This window comes from Leifsonia sp. LS1 (assembly GCF_020521355.1).
Lineage (GTDB): Bacteria > Actinomycetota > Actinomycetes > Actinomycetales > Microbacteriaceae > Leifsonia.
Genome location: NZ_BPER01000001.1, coordinates 219,717 through 242,188, shown reverse-complemented (window position 1 = coordinate 242,188; position 22,472 = coordinate 219,717). Strand labels below are relative to the sequence as shown.

The window sequence follows — 22,472 nt, the reverse complement described above, 5'->3', positions numbered from 1 at the left end:
GTGTCCGCCCGTCGCCGGCGCAAGCAGGAGGAGCCGGAGGAGCACGAGAACGAAGAGCGCTGGATGGCCTCCTACATGGACATGGTCACCGTGCTGATGTGCATGTTCATCGTGCTCTTCGCGATGTCGACCGTCGACCAGAAGAAGTTCGAAGCGCTGAAGAACTCGCTGGCGACCGGCTTCGGTCAGGTGAAGACCGAGAAGATCGACACGGCGAGCGGTGTCGTCGTCCCGCCCGCGCAGGTCGACCAGAAGGGCGACACCACCGACCTCCAGCTCGCCAGGCAGGAGGCGCAGAACCTGGAGCGCATCCGCGACGCGATCCAGGCGGCGCTGACCCGCGACGGGCTGCAGGATGCCGTGCAGATGAAGATCGACGAGCGCGGCCTCACCATCGGCCTGGTCGGCAGCTCCACGTTCTTCGACTCCAACCACGCCGAGTTGAGCCCCACCGCGATCCGCGTTCTGGACGACATCGGCCCGGTCATCGCCCCGGAGGCGTACCAGGTCTCGGTGGAGGGTCACGCCGACATGCGCCAGCCGGGGGCTCCGTACCCGACGAACTGGGAGCTCTCCGCGGGACGCGCGACGAGCGTGCTGCGCCACCTCGTGGAGTCCAACGGTTTTCCTGCCGAGCGCATCGCGGCCGTCAGCTACGGCTCGGCGCGCCCGCTCGCCACCGCGACCAGCACCTCCGACCAGGATCTCGCTGTGAACCGCCGCGTGGATGTCGTGGTGCTGTCGTCGCAACCCGAGCGCATCCGGGAGCTGCTCCCCCAGGCTCTGCAGCCGGGCGCCGCTCCAGCGGGGACGACGTCGTCGGGCGGGTGACCGCGGGCCTCTACTGGCAGGCGCAGGACCGTCGCGTACTGAAGCGCATCACCCAGCTCCTGGTGGACATCCGGCGCACCGGCACTACCGGGATCGGCAAGCCTGAAGCGCTCAAGCACGGGTTCCAGGGGTTCTGGTCGCGGCGCATCACGGATGAGCATCGGCTCGTCTACACGGTGACGGAGGATGCGGTGCCGATCGCCCAGTGTCGGTACCACTACGTCCCGTGAGAGCGGGTGCTCCCCTCCCGGCCCCTATCGCAGCCGCGCCGGGCGCACCCGTACCGGGGCGAGCCAGGCGGCGACGATCACCGCGGTGAGGGCACCGGTGCACATGATCGCGGCGAGCACGACGACCTGGAAGCGGCCGGCCTCGAGCGGCGAGACCCCGCCGAAGATCGCGCCGACGAAGGCGCCGGGAAGGGTGACGAGTCCGGTGGTCTTGGTCTGGTCCACGGAGGGGATGAGGGCGGAGTAGACCGCCGCGCGGGCCTGCTCGAGCGTCGACTGGCGCGGGGTCGCGCCGAGGGCGAGCCAGCCCTCCACCTCGTCCCAGCGGTCGTCGACGGTCTCGGTGAAGCGGCGGCCGGCGAGGGTGGCGATGCTCATGGCGTTCCCGATCACGATGCCGCCGATCGCGAGCGCGTAGCGGGCGCTGAGCTCGATGGCGCCGGTGGCGAAGACGACGACCAGGGTCGTGCCGACGCCGATCGCCATCGCCGCCGCCATCATTCCGGCGTGCTCGGCGCTCCACCCGACGCGGTGCGTCGCGGTCGCTGCGGCGACGCCGAACATCACCAGCAGGGCGAGGGACACCCAGAGCGGGCTGGTGATCACCCCGGAGAGGATCACGCTGATCACGGCGAGCTGTGCTGCGCCCCGCACGATCGCGAGCACCGGCGCCCAGCGGTGCGGCACGCGGTAGAGGGCGAGCACGGCCGTCGCGATGAGCGCGAGCACGGCGAGGCCCAGGAGGGTGGGGGCGAGCTCGCGGACGATTGGCACGAGCCGAGCCTATGCGGCCGCCGGACCGCCCGCCCGCGCGAACGCGCCCGGGGTGACCCCGAGCGTGCGGCGGAAGTGCCGCGTCAGGTGCGCCTGGTCGTGGAATCCGGCGAGCGCGGCCGAGTCCGCGGGCGTCCGCCCCTCGAGCAGGAGTCGACGCGCGAGGTCGACGCGACGCCCGGTCACGTAGCGGTGGGGCGCGATGCCGTAGGCGTGCGAGAACGCCCGGACGAGGTGGCTGGGATGCGCGCCGAGGGCCTCCCCCGCCTCCGCGAGCGTGAACGTCTCGGTCAGCCGATCGTCGAGGAGGGTGCGCAGCCGGCGGGCGAGCGGGGCATCCGGGGTGGCGGCCGGCGCGGCGCCGAGGTGGCCGAGCAAGCCGTGACGCAAGGCGAGCATCCAGTGCTCGGCGGCGACCCCGGTGCGCGCGACGACCGTGGGGCGGCCGACCGCGGCGGACGGCGCGTGCGGCGGGAGCCAGTCCGGCTCCAGGTAGAGCACGCGCTTGCGGTATCCGTTGTCGCGGATCGCGGAGTGCCCGTCGTGCGGGATCCCAGGCGGCAGGAGGGCGATCGACTCGGGCGCGGCGCGGTGCTCGGAGCCGCCGAGCGAGAAGTCGACCACCCCCGCGTCGATGAGGAGGACGGTCCAGGCATCGTGGGTGTGGGCGGGGTAGGCATGGTCGAAATCGGCGTGGAGCACCTCCCGCACGTGCGGCACCGCCGGATGCCAGGCGCGCACGGACTCGACCATGCAAGGAATGTACAAGACGACGGTGTGGGGGCGGGCGGAGGCTGGACGCATGTCCTCCGCCGCTGCCGCCACCCCCGCCGTCCGGTTCGACACCAAGATCGTCGTGCTGCTGTCCGACGATCTCGCCGCCTGGCAGGAGCTCAACGTCACCGCCTTCCTGATCAGCGGGATCGCGACCAGCGCCCCCGACCTCGTCGGTGAGCCCTACCGCGACGGCGACGGCGCGGAGTACCTCCCGATGCTGCGTCAGCCGGTCGTCGTGATGACCGGCGACGCCGAGGTGCTCGCGGCCGCCCGGGTCCGCGCCGCCTCCCGCGACGTCACGCCCGCCGTCTACACGCGCGACCTCTTCGCCACCGGGCACGACGAGGCGAACCGGGAGGCCGTCGCCGCGGTCGCCTCCGACGCCCTCGACCTGGTGGGGATCGCCGTCCGCGGGCCACGCAACACCGTCGACCGCATCGTGAAGGGCGCTCGCCTGCACGGATGAAGACTCCTCCTGACATTCTCCGTCCCCTCGCCTACCGCGCGAGTTAGGGGGCGCGAAACGCTGGGAATCCGCCTCTCCGGCTGGGATCGGGGTGCGCTCTTCTGCCAGATTTGACGGGCGAAGGGGAGTAGCTCAGCATCCGGTTCCGGGTGCGCGGCACGTCGACATACTGGCTCGCGAAGACGCGGCCCGGCGTGCCTCCCAGCTCTTGGGCGAGCGAGACCTTCGGTCATCAGCACACGATGGCCGGGCCCCTCCGTCGTACCTGCCCGGTCGTCACGATCGGAAGGCCCCACATGAGCACGCGAACGACCGGACTCGCCCGACGCCTGGTGATCCCGCTCGGGATCGTCGGACTGGTCGCGGCGCAAGGCGTCGCCCTGCGCCTCAGCGGGATCGAGCCCGCGCCCGTCGTCGGAATCGTCATGTTCGGCTTGGCGATCGTCGCCGCCGCGTTCGCCCTGGCGTGGGCGGGCGAGGCGGCCGAGGTCGACATCTCCGGCGGGCTCGCCGTCGGCCTGCTCGCGATCATCGCGATCCTGCCCGAGTACGCGATCGACCTCTACTTCGCGTTCACCGCGGGCAGCGACCCGAGCCAAGCGCAGTACGCCGCTGCCAACATGACCGGATCGAACCGGTTGCTGCTCGGCTTCGGCTGGCCGTTCATCCTGCTCGTGGCCTTCCTGGTCTACCGGGCGGCGCGCGCACGCAAGCGCCCGGTCGACCCGGATGTCTCCCGCCGGCCCTTCGCCGTGCGCCTCCCCGGCGACAACCGGGTGGAGCTCGGCCTGCTGATGATCGCCTCGGTCCTCACCCTGACCATCCCGCTCACCGGCCAGATCCACGTCCTGCTGGGCGTCGTGCTCCTCGCCCTGTTCGTCTACTACCTGTGGAAGGTCTCGACCGGCGAGAGCGAGGAGCCCGAGCTGGTCGGCGTCCCGGCCGCGATCGGCGGACTGTCGACGATCGCCCGGCGCACCACGGTGATCGCGATCTTCGCGCTGTCGGCCGCGGTCATCCTGCTGCTCGCCGAGCCGTTCGCGCACAGCCTCATCCAGGGCGGTCGCGCCGCGGGCATCGACGACTTCCTGCTCGTGCAGTGGCTCGCGCCGCTCGCCTCGGAGGCGCCGGAGTTCGTCATCGCGATCATCTTCGCGATGCGCGGCAAGGCGGCGATGGGCGTGGGAATCCTGCTCGCGAGCAAGGTCAACCAGTGGACCGCCCTGGTGGGGACGCTGCCGATCGCCCACGCCCTGGGCGGCGGAGGCTGGGCCCTGCCGATGGACGGCCGCCAGGTGGAGGAGTTCGTCCTGACCGCCACGCAGACCCTGCTCGGTGTGGCGATGCTGCTCAGCCTGCGGTTCTCGGGCCGCTGGGCGACCGCGCTGTTCGTGCTGTTCGCCGCGACGTTCGTCTTCACGGGCACCGAGGCCCGCTGGATCGTGTCGGGCGTCTATGCCGTTCTGGCCGTGGCGCTCTTCGCTTTCCAGTGGCGTCGTCTGTGGCCGACGCTGCGGGCCCCGTTCCGGCGGGCGCTCCCGCACGACGACGACATCGGCGCCGACGCGCACGGCGGCCCCCGGCAGGAGGTCGCCGCGGGCTGAGGAAGGCGTGGGCCGCGCATCCGACAACCCCCCGGTCGGGATGCGCGGCCCCACGCGGCATCCCGGGTGGAATTTAGCCGAATGCCGTCCGGGACACTGTGGGCTGGCCCGTCGGGCCGCTCCTACTCAAGAAGTGTCCGCACCCGCCGGATCGTCTCAAAACTACTTTTCGAGGTCGTCCGCGGTGCTGTCATCAAGCGGGGAGGACGCGGACGATCCGTTCGAGTCCTGCGAAGTCGGCCGTGTTGTGCGTGATGACGACCGCGTCGTGTGCGCGCGCCGTCGCGGCGATCATCAAATCGGCTATCCGACCGCGCGGCGAGCGCCCCGCGGCGTGGACGGCCTCGACGACCCGGCCGAAGTACTCGGCAGCGGTGTCGTCGAAGGGCAGGCCTCGGCCGAACGTACGCCGGATCTCGAGCAGGTGCAGCCGACGTTCGACCAACACCGTCGGCGCGACGTCGGGGTTCACGAGCCCCTGTTCGAGTTCGGCATAGCTGATGGATGAGACGGCGATCTCCGTGATCTCTGGCGGTACTGCGCGCAGGCCGGTGATCAGCACGTTGGTGTCGACGACCGCCCTCATCCCCACGGGTCCCGGAGGTCTTGGGAGGCGCGCTGCTCGGAGAGCTCCTCGGCCCAGCCAATCGCATCGGAGCTCGAGAGCGCGGCGAGCGCTCGTTCCACCGGCACCCACGCTCCGTCGGTGTGCGGCACCACGTCGGCGATCGGATGACCGTGGCTCGTGACGACGTACGACTCTCCGTTCTGTACGTCGGCCAGCATCCGCGTCGGGTTCTGGCGGAGCTGCCCGACCGTGATGTTTCGCTCCGTGCGTTCCATCGTGGCTGTCATGCCTCCATCCTACGCGACCGTAGACATATATCTACGCAGACCGCTCACTGAGCGAAGCTCGAAGTTCACGACGTTGCGGTGATTCCGGTCGGAATGACCGCAACGTCGTGAACCTCAGCGACGGAGAGGTCAGCGCTTCAGGTTCGTGAGCTCCTGCAGCACCTCGTCGGAGGTGGTGATGATGCGGGCGTTCGCCTGGAAGCCGCGCTGCGCGACGATCAGGTTGGTGAACTCCTGGGACAGGTCGACGTTCGACATCTCGAGGGAGCCGCCCTGGATGTTGCCGAGGCCGTCCTCTCCGGGGCCGCCGATCTGGGCGGCCCCGGAGTTGATGGTGGCGCGGTAGGTGGAGCCGCCGGCCTTCTCGAGGCCGCCCGGGTTGACGAAGGTCGCGAGGGCGATGCGGGCGACGGCCTGCTTGTCACCGTTGGAGAAGAGGCCGATGATCGTGCCGTCCTTCGAGAGCGTGAACGACTCGAGGGTGCCGGCGGCGCGGCCGTTCTGGTCCTTGAAGGCCACGGTCGAGAGTCCGGAGTAGCCGGTCACCGTGCTGAGGTTGACGTTGACGCCGCCTACGGTGAGCGCGCCTCCCGTCGCCAGGACGCCGTTGTTGAATGTCATCGCGCCGGTCGTCGTGGCGGTGCCGTCGGTGCCGGAGACGTCCCACCCCGTGGCGGACTTGGTGAAGGTGAGGGTGAGCTTGCGCTCCGTCCCGTTCGCGTCGTAGACGGAGATGTCGCGCACGAGCTGGTCGCCGGTCACGGCGTCCGAGGGGAGGTTGCCGTTGACGTTCGCGGCGGTGGTCGCGGAGGCCGGGGTGACGGCCTTCAGCGGAATGGTGATGTCGCTGAGCGCACCGCCCTGCTGGATGACACCGTTGACCGCGTTGTAGCCCTGCAGGATCGCGCCGCCGGGGCCGACCAGGCGGCCGAGGGCGTCCGGGTCGAAGGAGCCGGCGCGCGTGTAGACGGTCTCGCCGCCGACGTTGGTGACGAAGAAGCCGTCGCCGTTGATCATCATGTCGGTCGAGCGGCCGGTCGCCTGGGCGGCACCCTGGGTGAAGTTGGTGGAGATGCCGGCGACGAGCACACCCAGTCCGATCTGCGCCGGGTTGGTGCCGCCGGTCTGCGCCTGCGGGCCGCCCGCACCCTGGACGAGCTGCGAGAGCGTGTCCTGGAACTGCACGGCGGACGACTTGAAGGCGGTGGTGTTGACGTTGGCGATGTTGTTTCCCGTAACGTCGAGCATGGTCTGGTGCGACCGGAGGCCGGAGATTCCGGAGTAGAGAGAGCGGAGCATGACGCTGCCTTTCTGTGGATGCTGCGGGGCGGAGAGTCGGAGGTGTTCAGGAGGCGGCGGACGTCGGGGCGACCACACCCAGAATCGCGTCGAGGTTGATCTTCGCGTCGCCGACGGTGACGATCGGCACCGACCCCGCGTACGAGACGGAGCCGGCGACGCCGGTCCGGGTGTCGCCGTTCTTGTCGAGGTAGCTGACCGTGTGCCCGATGAGCTGGGCCGCGGCGGAGCGCATCTGCAGGGCGAAGCCCTCCTGGCTCGTGGTGTCCATGTTGGTGAGCTTCTCCATCACGGCCAGCTGGGTGGTCTGCGAGATCATCTGGTTGGTGTCCATCGGCGAGCTCGGGTCCTGGTTGCGCAGCTGGGTCACCAGCAGTTGCATGAACGCCTCGCCGTCGAGTGTCTGCTTGGGCGTGCGCGTGGGCGCGGTGGTGTAGATCCCGCTCGTGGTTGCGGTGTCGGTTCCGGTGACGGCGTCGACCACGGTGGCTCCCTTCTGGTGGCGGATGGTTCGGTTCGGGGTTCAGACGATCAGGTCGATCGAGTGGGCGAGGCCGTCGGGCGGAGCGCCGGTCGCGATCGCCGCCGAGAGCTGGTCGGCTGCGGCGCGGGTGCGGCCGGGCGGTTCCGTCTGCGTGGCCGGACCGCCGCGCAGGCCGTCGCGCGGCGAGGAGTCCTGCTGCGGCGGCGGCTGGTTCTGGGACGAGAGGTCGAGCGACCCGCTGAGTCCCGCGCCGGTCAGGTCGCGGCGCAGGTCGGGCAGGATGGCCCGCACTGCGTCGCGTCCCGCGTCGGTCGGCGCGAAGAGCTCCACCCGCACGCCCTCCGCGCCGACGTGGGCGCGGACGGTGACCGGCCCGAGCGTGTCGGGGGTGACGTGCACGGTCATGACGTGTTCGCCCGTGCCCGCCGCGGCGAGGGTGAACACGGGCCGCGCGAGTTGCGCGTCGAGTGTCTGTGCCGGGGTGTGCGGGGCGGGGGTCGGCGCCGGAGCGGCCGGAGTGGCGGCGGGAGGCTGCGGTGCGGCCACGGGAGGGGCGACCGTCGGTGTCGTGGTGGCGGGGGCCGGCGAGGCGGCCGCCGGTGCGGGTTGCGGGTCGGCACCGCGCGCGGTCTCGGTCCCCGGGCGCGCAGCCGGCTCGGCGGACACGGCACGCTGGACCCCCTCGCCGGTGCGGGCTCCCGCGACGAGGGCGGCGTCCGCCGGGGTCCCGGCCGGTCCGGCGCCGGGGCCGGTGCCCGCGTTCGTCGCCGGTGTCGCGATGGCGGGCGCAGGCGTGCTCGGGGACGCTGCAGCAGCGGCGCTCGGTGCGCCGGACAGCTGGGGGGTGGACAGCTGGTCGCTCGGCAGCTGGGCACTGGACAGCTCGCCGGAGCGCCCGGCCGCGTCCGCAGTCGGTCCGTGTGCCGCCCGCGCTCCCGGAGCCGCGGACGACAGCGCGCCGGCGGCCGGGGACGTCGCCGCGGCGAGATCACGAGTCGACGACACCGCGCCCGACGCGGCGAGCACCTGTGCCCCGGCCGGGGCGGTGCTCGGGGCGGCCTCGCCGGTGGCCCCCGCAGCGCTGCCCCCGATCTCGGCGGCGGTCGTCGCGCCGCTCGCCGCGTCCGCGGCAACGGCAGGCGACGCGACCGGCTCCGCGACCGGCGCCGGCGCAGCCGGGATCAGCGCCACGCCCGCGGCGATCGGCGACGGGGCCGCGAGGCCGTCCGACGTCGCCGAGGCCGAGGACGCCGCGCCCGATGAGGCCGCGGCCGGCTCGGCGGCGGCCTCCGTCGTGGCGCCGACGTCGCCGGAGTGTGCGGTCGCGGACGCCGCTCCCTCGGCCGGCCCTCCCGCGCGGGACGATGCGCGCCCGGCGGGGCGATGCTGGGCGGCACGGGCCTCGTGCGACGGACGCGCCTCCCGCGTGCCGGCGGCATCCCGCGACCCCGCGGCGTCGCGCGCACCTCGACCGGCGTCCCGCGCAGACGCACCGCTGAGGAGCGCGGCGAACGCGTCGCCGCCGGCCGTGCCCGAGCGGGCGGACGTGGCACCCGGGGCCCCCGGAGCACTCCCCGCCGCCATCGGCGCCGACCCCACCGCCGCGGGGCTCACAGCGAGCCTCCCTGCAGCATGGAGGTGAAGAGCGAGCGCAGCGCGTCCGTCTGAGCCGTGGAGAGCGACGACGCGGATGACGCGGCCGTGCTCGCCTGCGGCACCACCCGGCGGATCGTGACGATGTCGGAGTCGCTGAGCCAGTTGTCGACCAGGCTGACGTTGCGGCCCTCGCTCGGCGCGTGGATGACCTTGCCGTCGCCCGCGTAGATCACGATGTGCTCGCCGCCGTTGCAGACGATGATGTCGCCGGGCTGGGCCTGCGCGAGCGAGGGCACCTCGGTACCCACCGTCGACTGACCGGAGACCAGGCGCGGGACGTCGATGCCGAGGTCTTTGAAGACGCGCTGCACCAGGCCGGAGCAGTCGAGGCCGGAGGCGGAGGTGCCGCCGAAGACATACGGGACGCCGAGGTACTTCTTCGCGTCGGCGACGACGTCTGCACCGGTCACTCCCCCGCTCGAGGTGGTGGCGTCGGTCGTGGCGCCCGTGCCGCCGAGGGCCTGCGTGAGGGCGGAGGCGAAGTCGGTCGCGCCGCTCGACGAGCGGGTGGAGGCGGCGGGCGTCGCCGTCCCCGTCGTGACGCTGTCGAGCTGCACGAGCGTCGCCTGGATCTGCGCGATCCGTCCGATCGCGTCCGTCACCGTCATGACCCGCTCCCCCGTCCGTCGGCGGACCGGTCGCGCTGCCAGGCGCCGGTCGCGATCTCGTCGATGGCCGCCTGCTCCGCACCGAGATCGCTGGCGACGACCTCCGCCGCGTGGCGCGCCTCCAGCTTCTCCAGGCCGACGGCCCGCTTCTTCGCCTCGGTGAACGCCTCCTGCGCCGCCGCGGCGTCGGCCTCCGCCTGGGCGGCGAGCGCGGTCAGGTCGGCGAGCATGCTGCGGCTGGACGCACGGGCGGCGGCGAGCGCGAACAGCGTGCTCGCGTCGGTCGCCTCGACGGGGACGGCGTGCAGGGCGGCGATCGCACGCACCTGCCGCTCCCCCGCATCGCGTCGCAGCGCGTTGGCCGCCGCGAGGTCGCTCGCGGCGTGGTCCTTCTCGATCTGCCGCAGGCGCAGCAGTCCGGCCAGCTGGAACGTGCGTGCCATCACACCCCTCCCATCGTCGCGACGAGCGCGCCGAGGCGTGCCCAGGACTCCGCCGACGGCGCCGGCTCGCCGATGCTCTGCCGGAGGAACGCGTTGATGGCGTCCTCGTTCGCGACCGCGGCATCGACCCGTGGGTTCGTGCCCGGCTTGTAGGCGCCGACATCGAGCAGATCCTGCGCGGCCACTTTGGCGGCGAGCACGGCACGGAGCGCGGTCGCGGCGGCGCGCTGCTCGGGCGTGGTGACACGCGAGGCCAGCCGCGAGATGGAGCCGAGCACGTCGACCGACGGAAAGTGGCCGACGACCGAGAGCCGGCGGTCGAGCACGACGTGACCGTCGAGGATGCTGCGGGCGGAGTCGGCGATCGGCTCGTTGTGGTCGTCGCCGTCGACGAGCACGGTGTAGAGCCCGGTGATCGAGCCGGTCTCGCCGGTCCCCGCGCGCTCGAGCAGCTGGGCCAGCAGCGAGAACGTCGAGGGCGGGTAGCCGCGCGTGGCCGGAGGCTCGCCCGCCGAGAGGCCGATCTCGCGCTGCGCCATCGCCACGCGGGTGAGCGAGTCCATCATGAGCACCACGTCGGCGCCCTGGTCGCGGAACGACTCCGCGATACGGGTGGCGGCGAATGCGGCGCGCAGGCGCATCACCGCCGGCTCGTCGGACGTGGCGACCACCACGATCGAGCGGGCGAGCCCGTCCGCGCCGAGGTCGTCCTCGAGGAACTCGCGCACCTCGCGGCCGCGCTCCCCCACCAGCGCGATGACCGAGATATCGGCCTCCGTGCCGCGCGCGATCATCGACAGCAGGGACGACTTGCCGACACCGGACCCCGCGAACAGCCCGAGACGCTGACCGCGGCCGGCGCTCACCATGGTGTCGAGCACACGCACGCCGAGGCCCAGCGGGTGCAGGATGCGCGCACGACGCATCGCGTCGGGCGCACGGTTGTCGAGCGGCACGAAGCCGTCGGGCTCGACGGGGCCTTTGCCGTCGATGGGACGGCCGAGCGCGTCGATCACGCGGCCGAGCATCCCGCGGCCCGTCGGGACGAGCAGCGGCGTGCGTACCGCGCGCGCCGGCGCCCCTGCGGCGATGCCCGTCACGCGGCCGTAAGGCATCACGCGCACCGAGTCCGCGGTCGTCGCGACCACCTCGGCGTGCACGCCGGGATCCTCCCCGATGGTCACCAGGTCGCCGATCGCGGCGGCGACACCCTCGACCTCGGCGCCCAGTCCGATGACCGTCTTCACCCGGCCGACGCGTTCCGGCGCGGCCTCGCGCACGGCCCGGGCCCAGCGCGGCAGCGTCGCGGTCACGAGAGCGCCTGCCTCGCGCGGGCTAGCGCGGTCGACACGCGCGCGTCGAGCCAGCCCGCGGGCAGTTCGCCGATCGCGTCGCCGGGCGCGAGCGCGGGATCCGCCACGAGCCGCGGCGCCGCAGCGGGCCCGGCCGCCGCGCCCCCCGCTCCCGCGTCCGCCTCCGTCAGGAGAGCCAAGTCCTCCGGGTTCAGTCGCACGACGGCCACCGCTCCGACGGTCTCGGCCGCCAGCGCGCGGCTCACGGCGGCACGCGCGGCCGACACCCGGTCGGCCAGCGCCTCCCCCACCACCGCGGAGGCCAACTCGAAAGCGGCCTCGACCAGCACATCCTCGACCTCGGCGAGCACCGGCACGGTGGCCTCGCCCAGCTCGACGGCCGCGGCACGCAGCGCCTGAGCGAGCACCGCGATCCGCCGCGCGGCACGCTCCTCCTGCTCGGCGCGCGACCGCTCCGCCGCCTCCTGCCACGCGCGCTGCTCCTCGGCGGCCGCCCTGCGCCCGTCCGCGTAGCCGGTCGCGTAGCCGCGGGAGCGCGCCGACGTCAGCGCGGCATGCTCCTGCTCGGTCTCCGTGAGCACGGGGATCGCGAGCGGCTCGAAGGCGGTCTCAGTCGACATACGCGTCCTCGTCGCCGCGCTGCACGGTGATCGCGCCGGTCGCCTCCAGATCGCGGATGGCACGCACGACCGCGGCACGTGCCTCCTCGACCTGGGAGAGGCGGACCGGTCCGAGCATCCGCACCTCGTCGGCGAGCACCTCGCGGTTGCGCTCCGAGAGGTTGGCCGTGATGATCTCCTCGACCGCCGGTACCGCGCCCTTCATCGCCACAGCGAGCACGGCGACGTCCACACCGCGCAGCACCTGCTGCACGTCACGGGCCTCCAGGCGCACGATGTCGTCGAAAGTGAGCATGCGCGAGCGCACCTCTTCGGCCAGCTCGGGATCGCGGCGCTCCAGCGCCTCCAGCAGCGCCTTCTCGGTGCTCGCGTCGGAGCGGTTGATGATGTCGACGAGGGGCTGCACTCCCCCGACCGCGTCGCTGGCGGTGCGGGCGGCGACGACCGCGCTCGCCCGCTGCTTGAGCGTGTCCGCGACGACCCGCACCGCATCCGGGCTCGGCGAGCCCATCGTCGCGATCGCGTGCGCGACCTCGGTGCGGGCCTCGTCGTCGAGGCCGCTCAGCACGCGAGAGGCGTGGTCCGCGCGCAGGTGCGCGAGCACGAGGGCGCTGGTCTGCGGCAGCTCCCCCGCCAGCAGCATCTGCACCTGGCCGGGCTCCACGGTGTCGAGGAACTCGAACTGCTTGCCCGCCATGTTCGACGCCACACGGTTCATCACTCCCGTGGCTCGCTCGGCGCCGAAGGAGGCCTCCAGCAGCCCGACCGCGATCTCGCGGCCGCCACGCGTGGAGACGGCGCCGCGCGTCGCGAGGTCGTGGAACTCGGTCATCGCCTTCTCGGCGACCCCCGGGTCCACGCGGCGCAGTCGCAGGATCTCCGCGGTGATCTCGTCGGCCTCCTCGTCGGAGAACTGCTTCATCACCTGGGCTGCGCGCTGCTGATCCATGTTCATCAGCACGACGGCGACCTTCTGCGGGCCGGTCAGCGGTGTCTTCGCGTCGGTCATACGGCCGCCCGATCATCCATCAGGCTGCGCAGGTACTCGGCGGTCTTCTGCGGATCGCGCTCGGCGAGCGCCTCGATCTCGGAGCGTCGACGCTCCGCCTCCAGTTCGGGGCCGTCCGGGTCCGGAGCGTCGAGCTGCATCGGCACGGTCGGAGCGGCCTGCTCGAGCGGGAGGGGGAACGGCGAGGCCTCGAACGCCACGGACTCCTCCTCGAGCTCGCTCTGCTCCGCGGCCTTGCGACGGCCGCGGCGCACGAGGGCGAACACGATGATCAGAGCGGCCAGCACGGCCGCGGCGATGATGGAGGTGCGGATGATGCCGGTCAGCTGGTCGGCGGCGGCCGCGTCCTTCGCCTCCTGCAGGGCCTTGGCCGCCTCGGTGGCGCCCGCCTTGCTGAACGGCACCATCTCGACGCTCACGGAGTCGCCCCGCTTGGTGTCGATGCCGGCCGCGGCATTCACCAGGTTGCGGATCTCGTTGGGACTGACGCTGCCGACGGCGTCGGAGTTGAGCGCGACGGAGACGGTCTGCCGGTTGATCGCGCCGGCCGGGATGGTGCGCTGCTCGGTCACCTTGTCGACCGCGTTGTCCTTGGTCGACGACTCGGAGTTGAAGGTGCCGTTGCCGTTGGTCCCGTTGGGCACGGCGATGTTGTCGGGCCCGAGCACACCCGCGGCGCTTCCGCCGGAGCCCGTGTACGTCTCCTTCTGGCTGGTCTCGCTGAGCGACGGCGCATCGGTCGGCGCGGTGTACGACTCCTCGGTGCGCTGCGCGGACTCCTTGCTCACGTCGGCGGCGACCGCGACGGTGGCGTTGCCCGGGCCGACGACCTTGTCGAGCATGTCCTGCACGGCGTTCTTCACCCGCGTCTCGTAGTCGCCGGCCTGCTTGTCCGCTCCCCCGACGGCGCCGGTGCCCACGGCGCTCAGCACCGTGCCGTTCGCATCCACGACCGCGACGTCGGTCGGCTGCATGCCGGTGACGGCGGCGCTGGTCAGGTGGACGATCGCCTGCACCTGGTCCTGGCTGAGGGTGACGCCGTTCTGGGTCTCGACGAAGACGGAGGCGGTCGGGTCCTTCTTCTCTGCCGCGAAGACGGTGTCCTCCGGGATCGCGAGCCGCACCGACGCCGTCTTGACGCCTTTCATCGCGCCGATGGTGTTGGCGAGCTCGCCCTCCATCGCGCGCTTGTACGTCACGGACTGCTGGAACTCCGACGAGGTGACGCCCATCTTGTCGAGCAGCGAGTACCCGCCGGTGGTCGACGACGGCAGCCCCGCCGAGGCCGCCTTGAGCCGTTCGTCGTAGACGCTCTGCTGCGGCACGAGGATGGTCGAGCCGCCGTCGGTCAGCTGGTACTGCACGCCGTCGGTGCGCAGCTGGTCGACGATCGCCGAGGCGTCGGACGACTGCAGTCCCGAGAACAGCGGCGTGTACGTCGGCTGCGACGCCCACAGCGCGATGCCGGTGACGCCCAGGGCCAGCACGGCAACGCCGATGATCGCGATCACCCGCTGGGCGATCGAGAACCCGCGGACCGTGTCGCCGAGTCTCCGGAAGAAGCTCGTCACCTGCTGGGGCATCAGGCCTGCATCCGCATGATCTCGTTGAACGCGTCGACGGCCTTGTTGCGCACGCCGGCGACGAGCTCCAGGGTCACCTGGGCGCGGGAGGAGGCGATGGTGGCGTCATGGATGTCGTCCAGGTTGCCCGTGACGGCCTGGATGGCGAGCTTGTCGCTGGTCCCCTGGAGCGATTGGAGGTTGTCGATCGCTCCCGTGAGCGCGTCGCCGAAGGCCGCTCCCCCGCTCGCGGTCGTACCGGCGGCCGCCGCGGCGGAGGTGGTGCCGCCGACCGAGCCGACGGCGGAGATCGCAGAGATGGGCATCAGTTCTTTCCGATCTGCAGGGCGGCCTGGTAGGTCTCTTTGGCGCGGTCCACCACGGCGGCGTTCGCCTGGTAGCCGCGCTGAGCCATGATGAGCGCCCCCATCTGCTCCGAGAGGTCGATGTCGGGGTAGCGGACGTACCCCTCGGCGTCCGCCACTGGATTGTCGGGCTCGTAGACCATGCGCCCCTCCGCGCTGCCGTAGGCCGCTCCGGCCACGTACGCCCCCGAGACCCCCTGCCCCTCCTGCGCCACGATGTAGCGGGCCTGGAAAGCGGCGCCGTCCGTCGGCTTGGCGGTGTTGATGTTGGCCAGATTGTCCGAGACGGCGTCCAGCCACTTGCGGTGCAGGGTGAGACCCGTGCCCGCGATCCCGATCGCGTCGAATGTCATCGCCGGTGCTCCCGTCAGCTCGTCCGCAGTGCGGAGCGGATCGCCGTGAACTGGTTGCCCGCCGCCTGGGAGGCGAACTGGAACCGCAGGACCGTGTCCACGTTCGAGAGGGTCTCGGTGTCGAGGTTGACGTTGTTGCCGTCGAGACGCGTCGGCTCGAGCGAGCGCGCCGTCGTCGCGGTGGTGTGCCCGTCGCCCTCGGCCACCGAGCGGGCGAGGGCGTCTTCGAAGGAGACCCGCTCGGCCGTGTAGCCGGGGGTGTTGACGTTGGCGATGTTGTTCGCGATCGCCCGCTGCCGCGCGGCGAGGCCGTCGAGGGCGCTCGTCAGGGCGGCACTGGTCACGGATTCGAGCACAGCTGCACTCCATCGGGGTCGGGGCGGCGCATCCGTGGCCTGGTGGGTGAGCTATCCGTGCTCAGCCTGCTCTATCGGCCGTTCGAAGCGGCTCGTTAGCGACGTCCGCGCAATTGCCCACAGCCTGCGGATCGCGGTGTGGAAAGAGTGGATTTCCGGGTCCCGGAAGCGGTATACCCACAGCTTCATCCACAACTGGAACGAGGGTGTGAATTACACGGATGTGGTTTCGAAGGGATGTTCGACGCGAGCGAAATTGCCAGGTTTTTGCTGATCAGATGTGATTTCTGTTTCCTGTGTGTCGTGAGTGTCCACACATCTCGCGCGTGTCCTCCACACGTTTCGCACCTCCATCCACCACTTCTCCCCAGAGTTATCCACAGGTGGACAACGTGGGCGGAGCAGAGGAAGGTGAACGCGTCGGTCCACCCCCGCGCGGTGAACGGCCCATGAATGCCCGATGGACGGCGAGGACACGCCCGAGAGGGCGCCTGAAGGATGGATCGGCGACTGCTCATATGAGCAGATCGCACCGTTCCGATCAGCCGAGCAGGCTTCGAGCGCGCCCGCTCCGGCTCATCGGTGGATCTTGTCTGTCGACCCGGACGGGAGGTGCATTCCGACGTGGCCGACATATATATGACCGTCCGAGGTGACCTGGTCGTAGTAGTGGATCCGGAGCTTCTGGTCGGCAGACCAGCTGAAAGGCTTGAAGTGCGTCCACATATGGACGAGCTCAGTCGAGTCAACCGATGCCGGAACGGGTAGGCGGCGATAGTCAGCCAGCCTCTTGTTCTTCCGTGTGATGCTCGACTCATCCTGCGCATGCCGATTGGGCGGAACATGGAATGCCCCTCGGGGCCCAGCCTCGCAGAATGAATGGACGCCGCTTTCCCACGTCCCATCCAACCGTGCGCTGCGATAGGACACGAGCGTTCCCATCGCGTCCCACGCGGCTTGAAGGGCCGAGCCGTCGATGTCCAGGCCCGCCAGGTCCCTTGTCCGCCGCTTGTTGCCTGTGAGGACGATCCCGTTGTCCGCCAGGCGCGGATCAGCGACGAACGCATCCCAATCCGCTGGCGGCTCGCCGAGGGGGTTCGAGGGCCCGCCGTCGTCGATCCACCCGAAGGCTGCTGCAGTGTCGGACTCGGCGAGTCGCGACCGCAGATAGGCGGCCTCGCGATCGCGCTGTTCGTAGTAGTACTCGAGCCGATCCTGCTCGGCGACCGATTCGCTGTAGTTGATCTGCTCCAGGAGGAGAGCGTCCTCCAATTCCTCGACCCGGCTCTGCAGTCGTTCGTTGTCTCCGAGGAGCTGCTGAATGGCTCCCGAATCAGGGTGCGTTCTGGTGGCTGCGTCCAGCAGCTCGAGAAGGGAGCCTTCGGACAGGTCGGTCAACGATAGGAAGTCTTGTATCCCCACCAATTGCTCCTCCAGCAGCTGCCGGGCTCTCTCGCTTTCCTCCAACTGGGCACGGAGGCGCGCCATCTCCTCGACGGGACGGTGACCGCGCTCATGCTCTCGGATCCGCTTGGCAGCCGGCGGCATTGCAGGCGGAGTCGCACGAGTCGGCGCCCGATGGGCCGCTTGACGCTCCGCCACGCGCACGTCGAGCTCTGCGGACACAGGGCTCACCGCGTCGCGGAGCTGCTGGGCCGCGAAGCGATCGAAAGCCCGCGACCATTCGCGAACCGCAGGCGGCAGGGCGACCGGGTGCGACACCTGGTACTGCCGGATGAACGTCTCGATGCTGCGCGACACGCGCACATCGTCTTCGGCTAGAGATCGAGGGGTCAGCCACTTCGAGGCCTGTTCGACAGCGGGGTCGGCGAGGTCGGAGCCCGGGGGATAGGTTCGGAGGGTGGCGGGCAACACCGCGCGTCGACCGTGACGGCGCGCGAATTCAGCGGCTGAGTTCGGGTCGAGCGAAACAACATGCGCGATTCCGGCGATGTACGTGGTCCACCGGTCGACTGCCGCGATCCAACGGTCGAACTCGATGCCCTCTACCGGCGCAGCGACGATTACCGGTAGCCTGCGGTCAGGGTCATCGATGAGATCCTCGAGGTCATCGAGGCCGCTCGCACCGACATGGCGAGTAGTGGAGCGAAGTGGACCAACGTCCGAGAAGTCCACAACGCTGAGGATCCGGTCGGCTACCGCGGGCTTAGCCGTTCGGCGGGACCGATCGGACGATGTCGCTTGAACCAACAACCAGCCGCCGGACGGCCCGTTCACCGCGAGGATGGTCACCGTGAAGGTGGTCCCGTGGTTCGTGTTCCACGCCCGAAGCCGCACCCCCTCCTCTCGCCCAGCTTGCCTGTGAAGTACTTGCACTCGCTTGGTGCGGGAGGGGTTTGACGCTTCGTTGTTCCTCGTCAGGTCGACATCGAGACCAAGTCGATCCCGAACCCATTCGCCGGCTTGAGCGAGGGCCAATTCCATCCAGCCTTCGCCGGCGCTCGTCGTCCAAAAGGCTTGATAGTCGAGGCCGGAAATCGCTGGCGTTGCCGTCGCGATGTCGCTCGACGCGCTCACGGGGTTCTGATTCGACATGCTCGCGCCCTTTCCGGTGTTGCGCCCAGGCTACGGGAGCATCCCGGATTTCAAGATGCCCCAAATGGAGCAGAGAGCGCCGCTCCGATCAGCCGAGCAGGTCGAAGTAGACCGGCCGCGGACCATCTTCGGCCCGGGGGACGGACTTCACCACGGCGAGGTGCTTCGCGGTCGTCTGCCGCACGTCCTCGAGATGGCGGATGGTGTGGTGCTGGGCCTCCAGCAGCCGCGCCGCGCGATCGCGCAGCGCTGCCGGGAGCGGCCCGAGCGCGATCGGCGGGAGCCACGGAACGGGGTCCGCCCCAGCGAGGGCGCTGTGCAGCTCGCCCTCCATACGCTCGAGCGCCGCCGTCCACGGGCCCAGTGACTCCGCGGAGTCCGGGGCCTCGGAGGAGTCCAGGAACTCCGGGGAGCCGGTCCCCTCGGCAGCGCCCTCCGGGTCAGGCGACACCGAGGTCGCTCCCGCCGGCTCCGGCGTTCACGGCCGGGATGGACGCGGCGGCCTCGTGCCAGGCCTGGCGGAGCGGCTCCACGAGCTCGATCGCCTCGCGCACCTTCGCCGCATCGCGCTCGATGGTCACGTCGACGATCAGCTCGGCGAGATACGTGTAGAGCTGCAGGAGGCCGTCCGCGCCGCTCCACAGCTCGACACGCAGGCTGGAGGCGAGCTCCGCGACGATCTGGTCGGCGTGGCGGAGGTTCTCCCACGCGATCGGCCAGTTGTCCGAGCCCAGGGCGTTCTCCGCACGGGTCAGGTCGAGCACCAGACGGTCGTACAGCATCGTCAGGAGGCGGGCGGGGCTCGCGGAGAGCACGCTGTCCCGGTTGTAGGCGGAGAGCTTGGCGGCGGCGGAGTTCAGGAGGGTCATGAGGAGCTCGATGAGAGGGAGGAGAGCTGGCCGGTCAGCCAATTGGACTGGGACTGCAGCTTCTGGAGCTGCACCTCTAGGTTCGCGTAGGTCTTCTCGAGGCTGGAGCGGCGGTCGGCGAGGCGCGTGTCCCAGTCGGTGATCTGGGTGTTGAGGCTCTTGACCGTGGACTGCTCGCCGGTGATCTTCGTGGTGATCGTGCCGTCGTACTTGTCGCTGGCAGCGGTGGCGGCGTCGGCGACCCGTTGCGCGATCGCAGCGACCGCCGCTTTCGTCTTCTCGGGATCGGCAGCGAGCGCCGTCGCGAACGTGTCCGCGTCGAACGACATGTTGCCGTCGCTGGTGATCGAGATCCCGTAGGTGGAGGGGGAGACGCCGTCGATCGGGGCCGAGGCTGCGTCGAGAAGCTTCTGGTTCGCATCCCGCACGGTGGAGTCGCCCGTGAAGGTGCCCGCGGTGACCACGGTGCCGCCCGCGGTGTCGGTGCTGGTCGTGACCGCCTGCTTCGTCGCGATGTACGAGAAGATGTCGTTCAGGCTTGTGACCAAGGATTTCGCCACATCGGAGATGGCCTGGTCGTTGCGCGCCACCGTGAGGGTGACCGGGGTGCTCGACGCGGCGGTGACGGTGATCGAGACACCGGGGAGCACATCCGCGAAGGTGTTGGTTGACGAGGTGACCGTCTGGGCGGCGCCCGTTCCGCTCCAGAGGGTGAGCTGCGCGTCCTGCGCCTGCCGCACCTGTGCCGCTCCCGGCTCCGTGAGCAGGTCGGTGGCGGTGCCGGCGGTCACATCGGCGGTCGAGCCTCGGTAGGCGGTGAAGGCGCCCTCGGCGCCGGTCTTGGTGGAGCTCAGCTGGAGGCGGTAGAGCTGCTCGCCGGTCGAGGGGTCGAGCCCGGCGGCGACGCGGGTGGCGGTCACGCCGACTCCGGCCTTGTTGATCGCCGCGGCGACGTCGGCCAACGACGAACTCGTGGCCGTGACCTGCTTCATCGTCCCGTCGGCGGCCACGAACGTGAGAACCGGCGGCTGGTCGGGCCACTGTGTGAGCGGGCCCGTGACGGTGACCTGCGACTGGGCGACCTTGTCGACGGTGAAGTCGATGGTGCCGTCCACCGCACCCGCCCCCGCGGTCGCGGTGACGGCGGTCGAGCTCGACGTGGCCGTGTGGAGGTCGGAGGTGGCGGGCTTCGCGGTCTTCGTCGCGAGGTCTGCGAGGGCGGCCACCTTGGTGTTCAGCGCCTGCATCGCCGTGATGTAGGTGGTGGAGGTGGTGACCTTGTTCTTCAGCAGCGTCTGCGGAACAGCCTCCGCCTGCATCAGCTGATTGATCAGATCGGTGGTCTGCAGACCGCTGATGAGACCGTCGACGGCCAAACCCATCGGTGCTCCCTCCCTGGTGGACGGCTGGTGCGGGTGATGCTGCTGGTGGTGCTCGGTGGATCAGGTGCTGCGGTGAGACGGCCGGGATGCGCTTTTGAGCGTCGCATCCCGGCCGTCCTTCACTGCATGCTGGTCAGCTGGGACTCGCGGACTAGCGGAGCAGCTGGAGCACGCCCTGACCGGACTGGTTGGCCTGGGCGAGCATCGCGGTACCGGCCTGCGACAGGATGTTGGAGCGGGTGTACTTCACCATCTCCTCCGCCATGTCGGTGTCGGTGATACGGGACGACGCAGCCGACAGGTTCTCCTTGGAGACGTTGAGGCTGCGGATGGTGCTCTCGAAGCGGTTCTGGACGGCACCGAGGCTCGCGCGGGCGGTCGACACGTTCTTGATCTGCGTGTCGAGAGCGGTGATCGAGGTCAGAGCGTTGGCCGCCGAGTCGAACGTCAGGGCACCGACCGCGGTGGCGACGGTGGCGACGTTCGCACCGGACAGGTCGACCGAGATCTGGTCGTTCGCCGCGGTGTCGCCGGCACCGACCTGGAAGGTCAGCGTGGCGTTGGAGCCGTCGAGCAGCTTGATGCCGTTGAAGTTGGCGCTGCCCGAGATCCGGGTGAGCTCCTTCTGGAGCTGGTCGACCTCGGTCTTGATGGCGGCGCGCGAGTCGGTGTTGTTCGAGTCGTTACCGGCCTGGACGGCCAGGTCGCGCACGCGCTGCAGGATCGAGTGGACCTCGGTCAGCTGACCTTCAGCGGTCTGCACGACGCTGATGCCGTCCTGAGCGTTGCGGGCGGCGACGGTGAGGCCGCCGACCTGCGACTTCAGGCCCTCCGAGATGGCCAGGCCCGCCGCGTCGTCCGCCGCACGGTTGATGCGAAGGCCGCTGGACAGCTTCTCGAGCGACTTCGAGAGGTCGCTCTGCGTGTTGTTCAGGTTGCGGTAGGCGTTGTTGGCCGCGATGTTGGTGTTGATCTGCATACCCATGATGTTTCCTCCATGATCTGGGTTGTGTTCCGCGGCCCATCCGTGGCCCGCGAGGAGCCCTATCGGCCGGTCTCACCGGTCCGTTAGGGACGTCAGGATGCTCGCGCGGGCGAGGTGGGGGAGAGGGGCGCGGGATGCGCGCCCATGTGCGCGACCGCGCGCTGGGCGAGGCGGGCGAGGTAGGCGCTGCGCCGGGCCTGCGAGGTCTTGGCCTCGATGACCTCCGGGTCGCCCTCGTCGGAGTAGTGGGTCGCCAGCCCCTCGCGCATGAGGCGGATGGCCTCCGAGCGCTGCTGCGAGACGGCGGAGTGCGTGATCCCCAGCTCGTCGGCGATCTCGGTGACGGTGCGGTCGTCGAAGTAGATGGCCTCGACGATGGAGCGCATCCGATCGGGGAGGGCGGCGACGACTGCGCGCACGTAGGCGGTGCGCTCCCCGGTCATGAGGGCCTCCTCCGGCCCGACGGCGTCAGAGACGAGGAGGGGCTCGACCGTCTCGTCGAGCGCGGTCACGGTGCGGGCGGCGTCGGCGAGGCCGGCCGCCGCCGTCTGACGGTCGACGCCCAGCGCGTCGGCGATCTCGTCGACGGTCGGCGTGCGCCCGAGGGCGGCGGTGAGGCTCTCGCGCACGGCGACCGTCTCCTTGATGCGCTTGCGCGCGGAGCGGGTGGCCCAATCGCTCGCCCGCAGCTCGTCGGCGAGGGCGCCGAGGATGCGGGTGCGGGCGTAGGCCCCGAACGGCACGCCGGTGGACGCGTCGTACGCGTCGGCGGCGGCCACCAGCGCAAGGGAGCCGGCGGAGGCCAGGTCGTCCCTCGACAGGTGGGTGGCGCGCGAGACCAGGTCGGAGACCAGGTACCCCACCAGCGGCAGGTTCTCTACGACGAGCGCGTTTCGTTCGTTGCGGTTCACGCGTGCGACCCCTCTTCATCGGACGGGTACCACGGCGCAGCCCTCCAGGAGCGGGCTGAGACGGGTACTCGGGCGGTGCTGTCGATTGCTCGGGCTGGGTCGGGTGCCGAGCAGGTGCTAGGGGTCTTTCCGTTTTCACGGTAACAACGGCGGCGCACTCCGGT

Annotated in this window: 26 protein-coding genes; 4 read left to right on the top strand and 22 right to left on the bottom strand. The window is 70.7% G+C overall.

Going from position 1 to position 22,472, the window contains the following annotated elements; genetic code table 11:
- Positions 1-831, top strand: coding sequence for a flagellar motor protein MotB (locus LLS1_RS01225; RefSeq protein ID WP_226653240.1), 831 nt, complete (start codon positions 1-3; stop codon positions 829-831).
- Positions 828-1,061: a Txe/YoeB family addiction module toxin gene (locus tag LLS1_RS01220; RefSeq protein ID WP_226653239.1), complete on the top strand. Its 234-nt coding sequence runs from the start codon at positions 828-830 to the stop codon at positions 1,059-1,061. The genes LLS1_RS01225 and LLS1_RS01220 overlap by 4 nt, the downstream gene beginning before the upstream one ends.
- A gap of 24 nt (positions 1,062-1,085) precedes the next feature.
- Here LLS1_RS01220 and LLS1_RS01215 read toward each other — a convergent pair whose 3' ends face one another.
- Complete coding sequence (locus tag LLS1_RS01215) at positions 1,086-1,835, bottom strand: ABC transporter permease (protein WP_226653238.1); 750 nt, start codon at positions 1,833-1,835, stop codon at positions 1,086-1,088.
- Positions 1,836-1,844: 9 nt separating this feature from the next.
- Positions 1,845-2,588 carry an AraC family transcriptional regulator gene (locus tag LLS1_RS01210; protein WP_226653237.1) on the bottom strand — a complete coding sequence of 248 codons (744 nt, stop codon included), beginning with the start codon at positions 2,586-2,588 and terminating at the stop codon, positions 1,845-1,847.
- Between the two features lie 49 nt (positions 2,589-2,637).
- Between LLS1_RS01210 and LLS1_RS01205 the strand changes: the two genes are divergently transcribed.
- Both LLS1_RS01205 and LLS1_RS01200 read left to right on the top strand, forming a co-directional pair.
- Positions 2,638-3,078 (top strand): DUF2000 family protein, encoded by a 441-nt coding sequence (locus LLS1_RS01205; protein ID WP_226653236.1) that lies wholly within the window; start codon positions 2,638-2,640, stop codon positions 3,076-3,078.
- 296 nt (positions 3,079-3,374) lie between these two features.
- A complete protein-coding gene (locus tag LLS1_RS01200) occupies positions 3,375-4,682 on the top strand; it encodes a sodium:proton exchanger (RefSeq protein ID WP_226653235.1) in 1,308 nt (435 codons plus the stop codon).
- 193 nt (positions 4,683-4,875) lie between these two features.
- On the opposite strand, the gene LLS1_RS01195 is transcribed toward LLS1_RS01200, so the two are convergent.
- The 20 genes from LLS1_RS01195 to LLS1_RS01100 form a co-directional block, all read right to left on the bottom strand.
- Entirely contained in the window at positions 4,876-5,268 is a 393-nt protein-coding gene (locus LLS1_RS01195) for a PIN domain-containing protein (RefSeq protein ID WP_226653234.1), read from the bottom strand.
- Positions 5,265-5,537 carry a type II toxin-antitoxin system Phd/YefM family antitoxin gene (locus LLS1_RS01190; protein WP_226653233.1) on the bottom strand — a complete coding sequence of 91 codons (273 nt, stop codon included), beginning with the start codon at positions 5,535-5,537 and terminating at the stop codon, positions 5,265-5,267. Before LLS1_RS01190 ends, LLS1_RS01195 begins: the two co-directional genes overlap by 4 nt.
- Before the next feature lie 129 nt (positions 5,538-5,666).
- Positions 5,667-6,836: a flagellar hook protein FlgE gene (locus LLS1_RS01185; protein ID WP_226653232.1), complete on the bottom strand. Its 1,170-nt coding sequence runs from the start codon at positions 6,834-6,836 to the stop codon at positions 5,667-5,669.
- A 46-nt stretch (positions 6,837-6,882) separates the two neighbouring features.
- Positions 6,883-7,320, bottom strand: a complete 438-nt coding sequence (locus LLS1_RS01180) for a flagellar hook capping FlgD N-terminal domain-containing protein (RefSeq protein ID WP_223358613.1) — start codon at positions 7,318-7,320, stop codon at positions 6,883-6,885.
- A gap of 39 nt (positions 7,321-7,359) precedes the next feature.
- Positions 7,360-8,934 carry a flagellar hook-length control protein FliK gene (locus tag LLS1_RS01175; protein WP_226653231.1) on the bottom strand — a complete coding sequence of 525 codons (1,575 nt, stop codon included), beginning with the start codon at positions 8,932-8,934 and terminating at the stop codon, positions 7,360-7,362.
- Complete coding sequence (locus LLS1_RS01170; RefSeq protein WP_226653230.1) at positions 8,931-9,584, bottom strand: C40 family peptidase; 654 nt, start codon at positions 9,582-9,584, stop codon at positions 8,931-8,933. The genes LLS1_RS01175 and LLS1_RS01170 overlap by 4 nt, the downstream gene beginning before the upstream one ends.
- Positions 9,581-10,027, bottom strand: a complete 447-nt coding sequence (locus LLS1_RS01165; protein ID WP_226653229.1) for a hypothetical protein — start codon at positions 10,025-10,027, stop codon at positions 9,581-9,583. Before LLS1_RS01165 ends, LLS1_RS01170 begins: the two co-directional genes overlap by 4 nt.
- Entirely contained in the window at positions 10,027-11,340 is a 1,314-nt protein-coding gene (locus LLS1_RS01160; RefSeq protein ID WP_226653228.1) for a FliI/YscN family ATPase, read from the bottom strand. The genes LLS1_RS01165 and LLS1_RS01160 overlap by 1 nt, the downstream gene beginning before the upstream one ends.
- Positions 11,337-11,960 carry a FliH/SctL family protein gene (locus LLS1_RS01155; RefSeq protein WP_226653227.1) on the bottom strand — a complete coding sequence of 208 codons (624 nt, stop codon included), beginning with the start codon at positions 11,958-11,960 and terminating at the stop codon, positions 11,337-11,339. The genes LLS1_RS01160 and LLS1_RS01155 overlap by 4 nt, the downstream gene beginning before the upstream one ends.
- Positions 11,950-12,969 (bottom strand): flagellar motor switch protein FliG, encoded by a 1,020-nt coding sequence (gene fliG, locus LLS1_RS01150; RefSeq protein WP_226653226.1) that lies wholly within the window; start codon positions 12,967-12,969, stop codon positions 11,950-11,952. Before fliG ends, LLS1_RS01155 begins: the two co-directional genes overlap by 11 nt.
- The gene (fliF, locus tag LLS1_RS01145) at positions 12,966-14,552 is read right to left on the bottom strand and encodes a flagellar basal-body MS-ring/collar protein FliF (RefSeq protein ID WP_226653225.1); all 1,587 of its coding nucleotides are present in this window, start codon (positions 14,550-14,552) and stop codon (positions 12,966-12,968) included. Before fliF ends, fliG begins: the two co-directional genes overlap by 4 nt.
- A complete protein-coding gene (gene fliE / locus LLS1_RS01140) occupies positions 14,552-14,857 on the bottom strand; it encodes a flagellar hook-basal body complex protein FliE (protein ID WP_226653224.1) in 306 nt (101 codons plus the stop codon). The genes fliF and fliE overlap by 1 nt, the downstream gene beginning before the upstream one ends.
- Complete coding sequence (locus tag LLS1_RS01135; RefSeq protein WP_223358622.1) at positions 14,857-15,249, bottom strand: flagellar basal body rod protein FlgC; 393 nt, start codon at positions 15,247-15,249, stop codon at positions 14,857-14,859. Before LLS1_RS01135 ends, fliE begins: the two co-directional genes overlap by 1 nt.
- A gap of 14 nt (positions 15,250-15,263) precedes the next feature.
- Entirely contained in the window at positions 15,264-15,605 is a 342-nt protein-coding gene (locus tag LLS1_RS01130) for a flagellar basal body protein (protein WP_223358623.1), read from the bottom strand.
- A 576-nt stretch (positions 15,606-16,181) separates the two neighbouring features.
- On the bottom strand, positions 16,182-18,161 hold the full coding sequence (locus LLS1_RS01125; RefSeq protein WP_226653223.1) for a hypothetical protein: 1,980 nt from the start codon (positions 18,159-18,161) through the stop codon (positions 16,182-16,184).
- Between the two features lie 88 nt (positions 18,162-18,249).
- The gene (locus tag LLS1_RS01120; RefSeq protein ID WP_226653222.1) at positions 18,250-18,612 is read right to left on the bottom strand and encodes a hypothetical protein; all 363 of its coding nucleotides are present in this window, start codon (positions 18,610-18,612) and stop codon (positions 18,250-18,252) included.
- Positions 18,602-19,030: a flagellar export chaperone FliS gene (fliS, locus tag LLS1_RS01115; RefSeq protein ID WP_226653221.1), complete on the bottom strand. Its 429-nt coding sequence runs from the start codon at positions 19,028-19,030 to the stop codon at positions 18,602-18,604. The genes LLS1_RS01120 and fliS overlap by 11 nt, the downstream gene beginning before the upstream one ends.
- The gene (fliD, locus tag LLS1_RS01110) at positions 19,027-20,412 is read right to left on the bottom strand and encodes a flagellar filament capping protein FliD (RefSeq protein WP_226653220.1); all 1,386 of its coding nucleotides are present in this window, start codon (positions 20,410-20,412) and stop codon (positions 19,027-19,029) included. Before fliD ends, fliS begins: the two co-directional genes overlap by 4 nt.
- 151 nt (positions 20,413-20,563) lie before the next feature.
- A complete protein-coding gene (locus LLS1_RS01105) occupies positions 20,564-21,397 on the bottom strand; it encodes a flagellin (RefSeq protein ID WP_223358627.1) in 834 nt (277 codons plus the stop codon).
- A 92-nt stretch (positions 21,398-21,489) separates the two neighbouring features.
- Positions 21,490-22,308, bottom strand: coding sequence for a sigma-70 family RNA polymerase sigma factor (locus LLS1_RS01100; protein ID WP_226653219.1), 819 nt, complete (start codon positions 22,306-22,308; stop codon positions 21,490-21,492).
- Between the last annotated feature and the right edge of the window lie 164 nt (positions 22,309-22,472).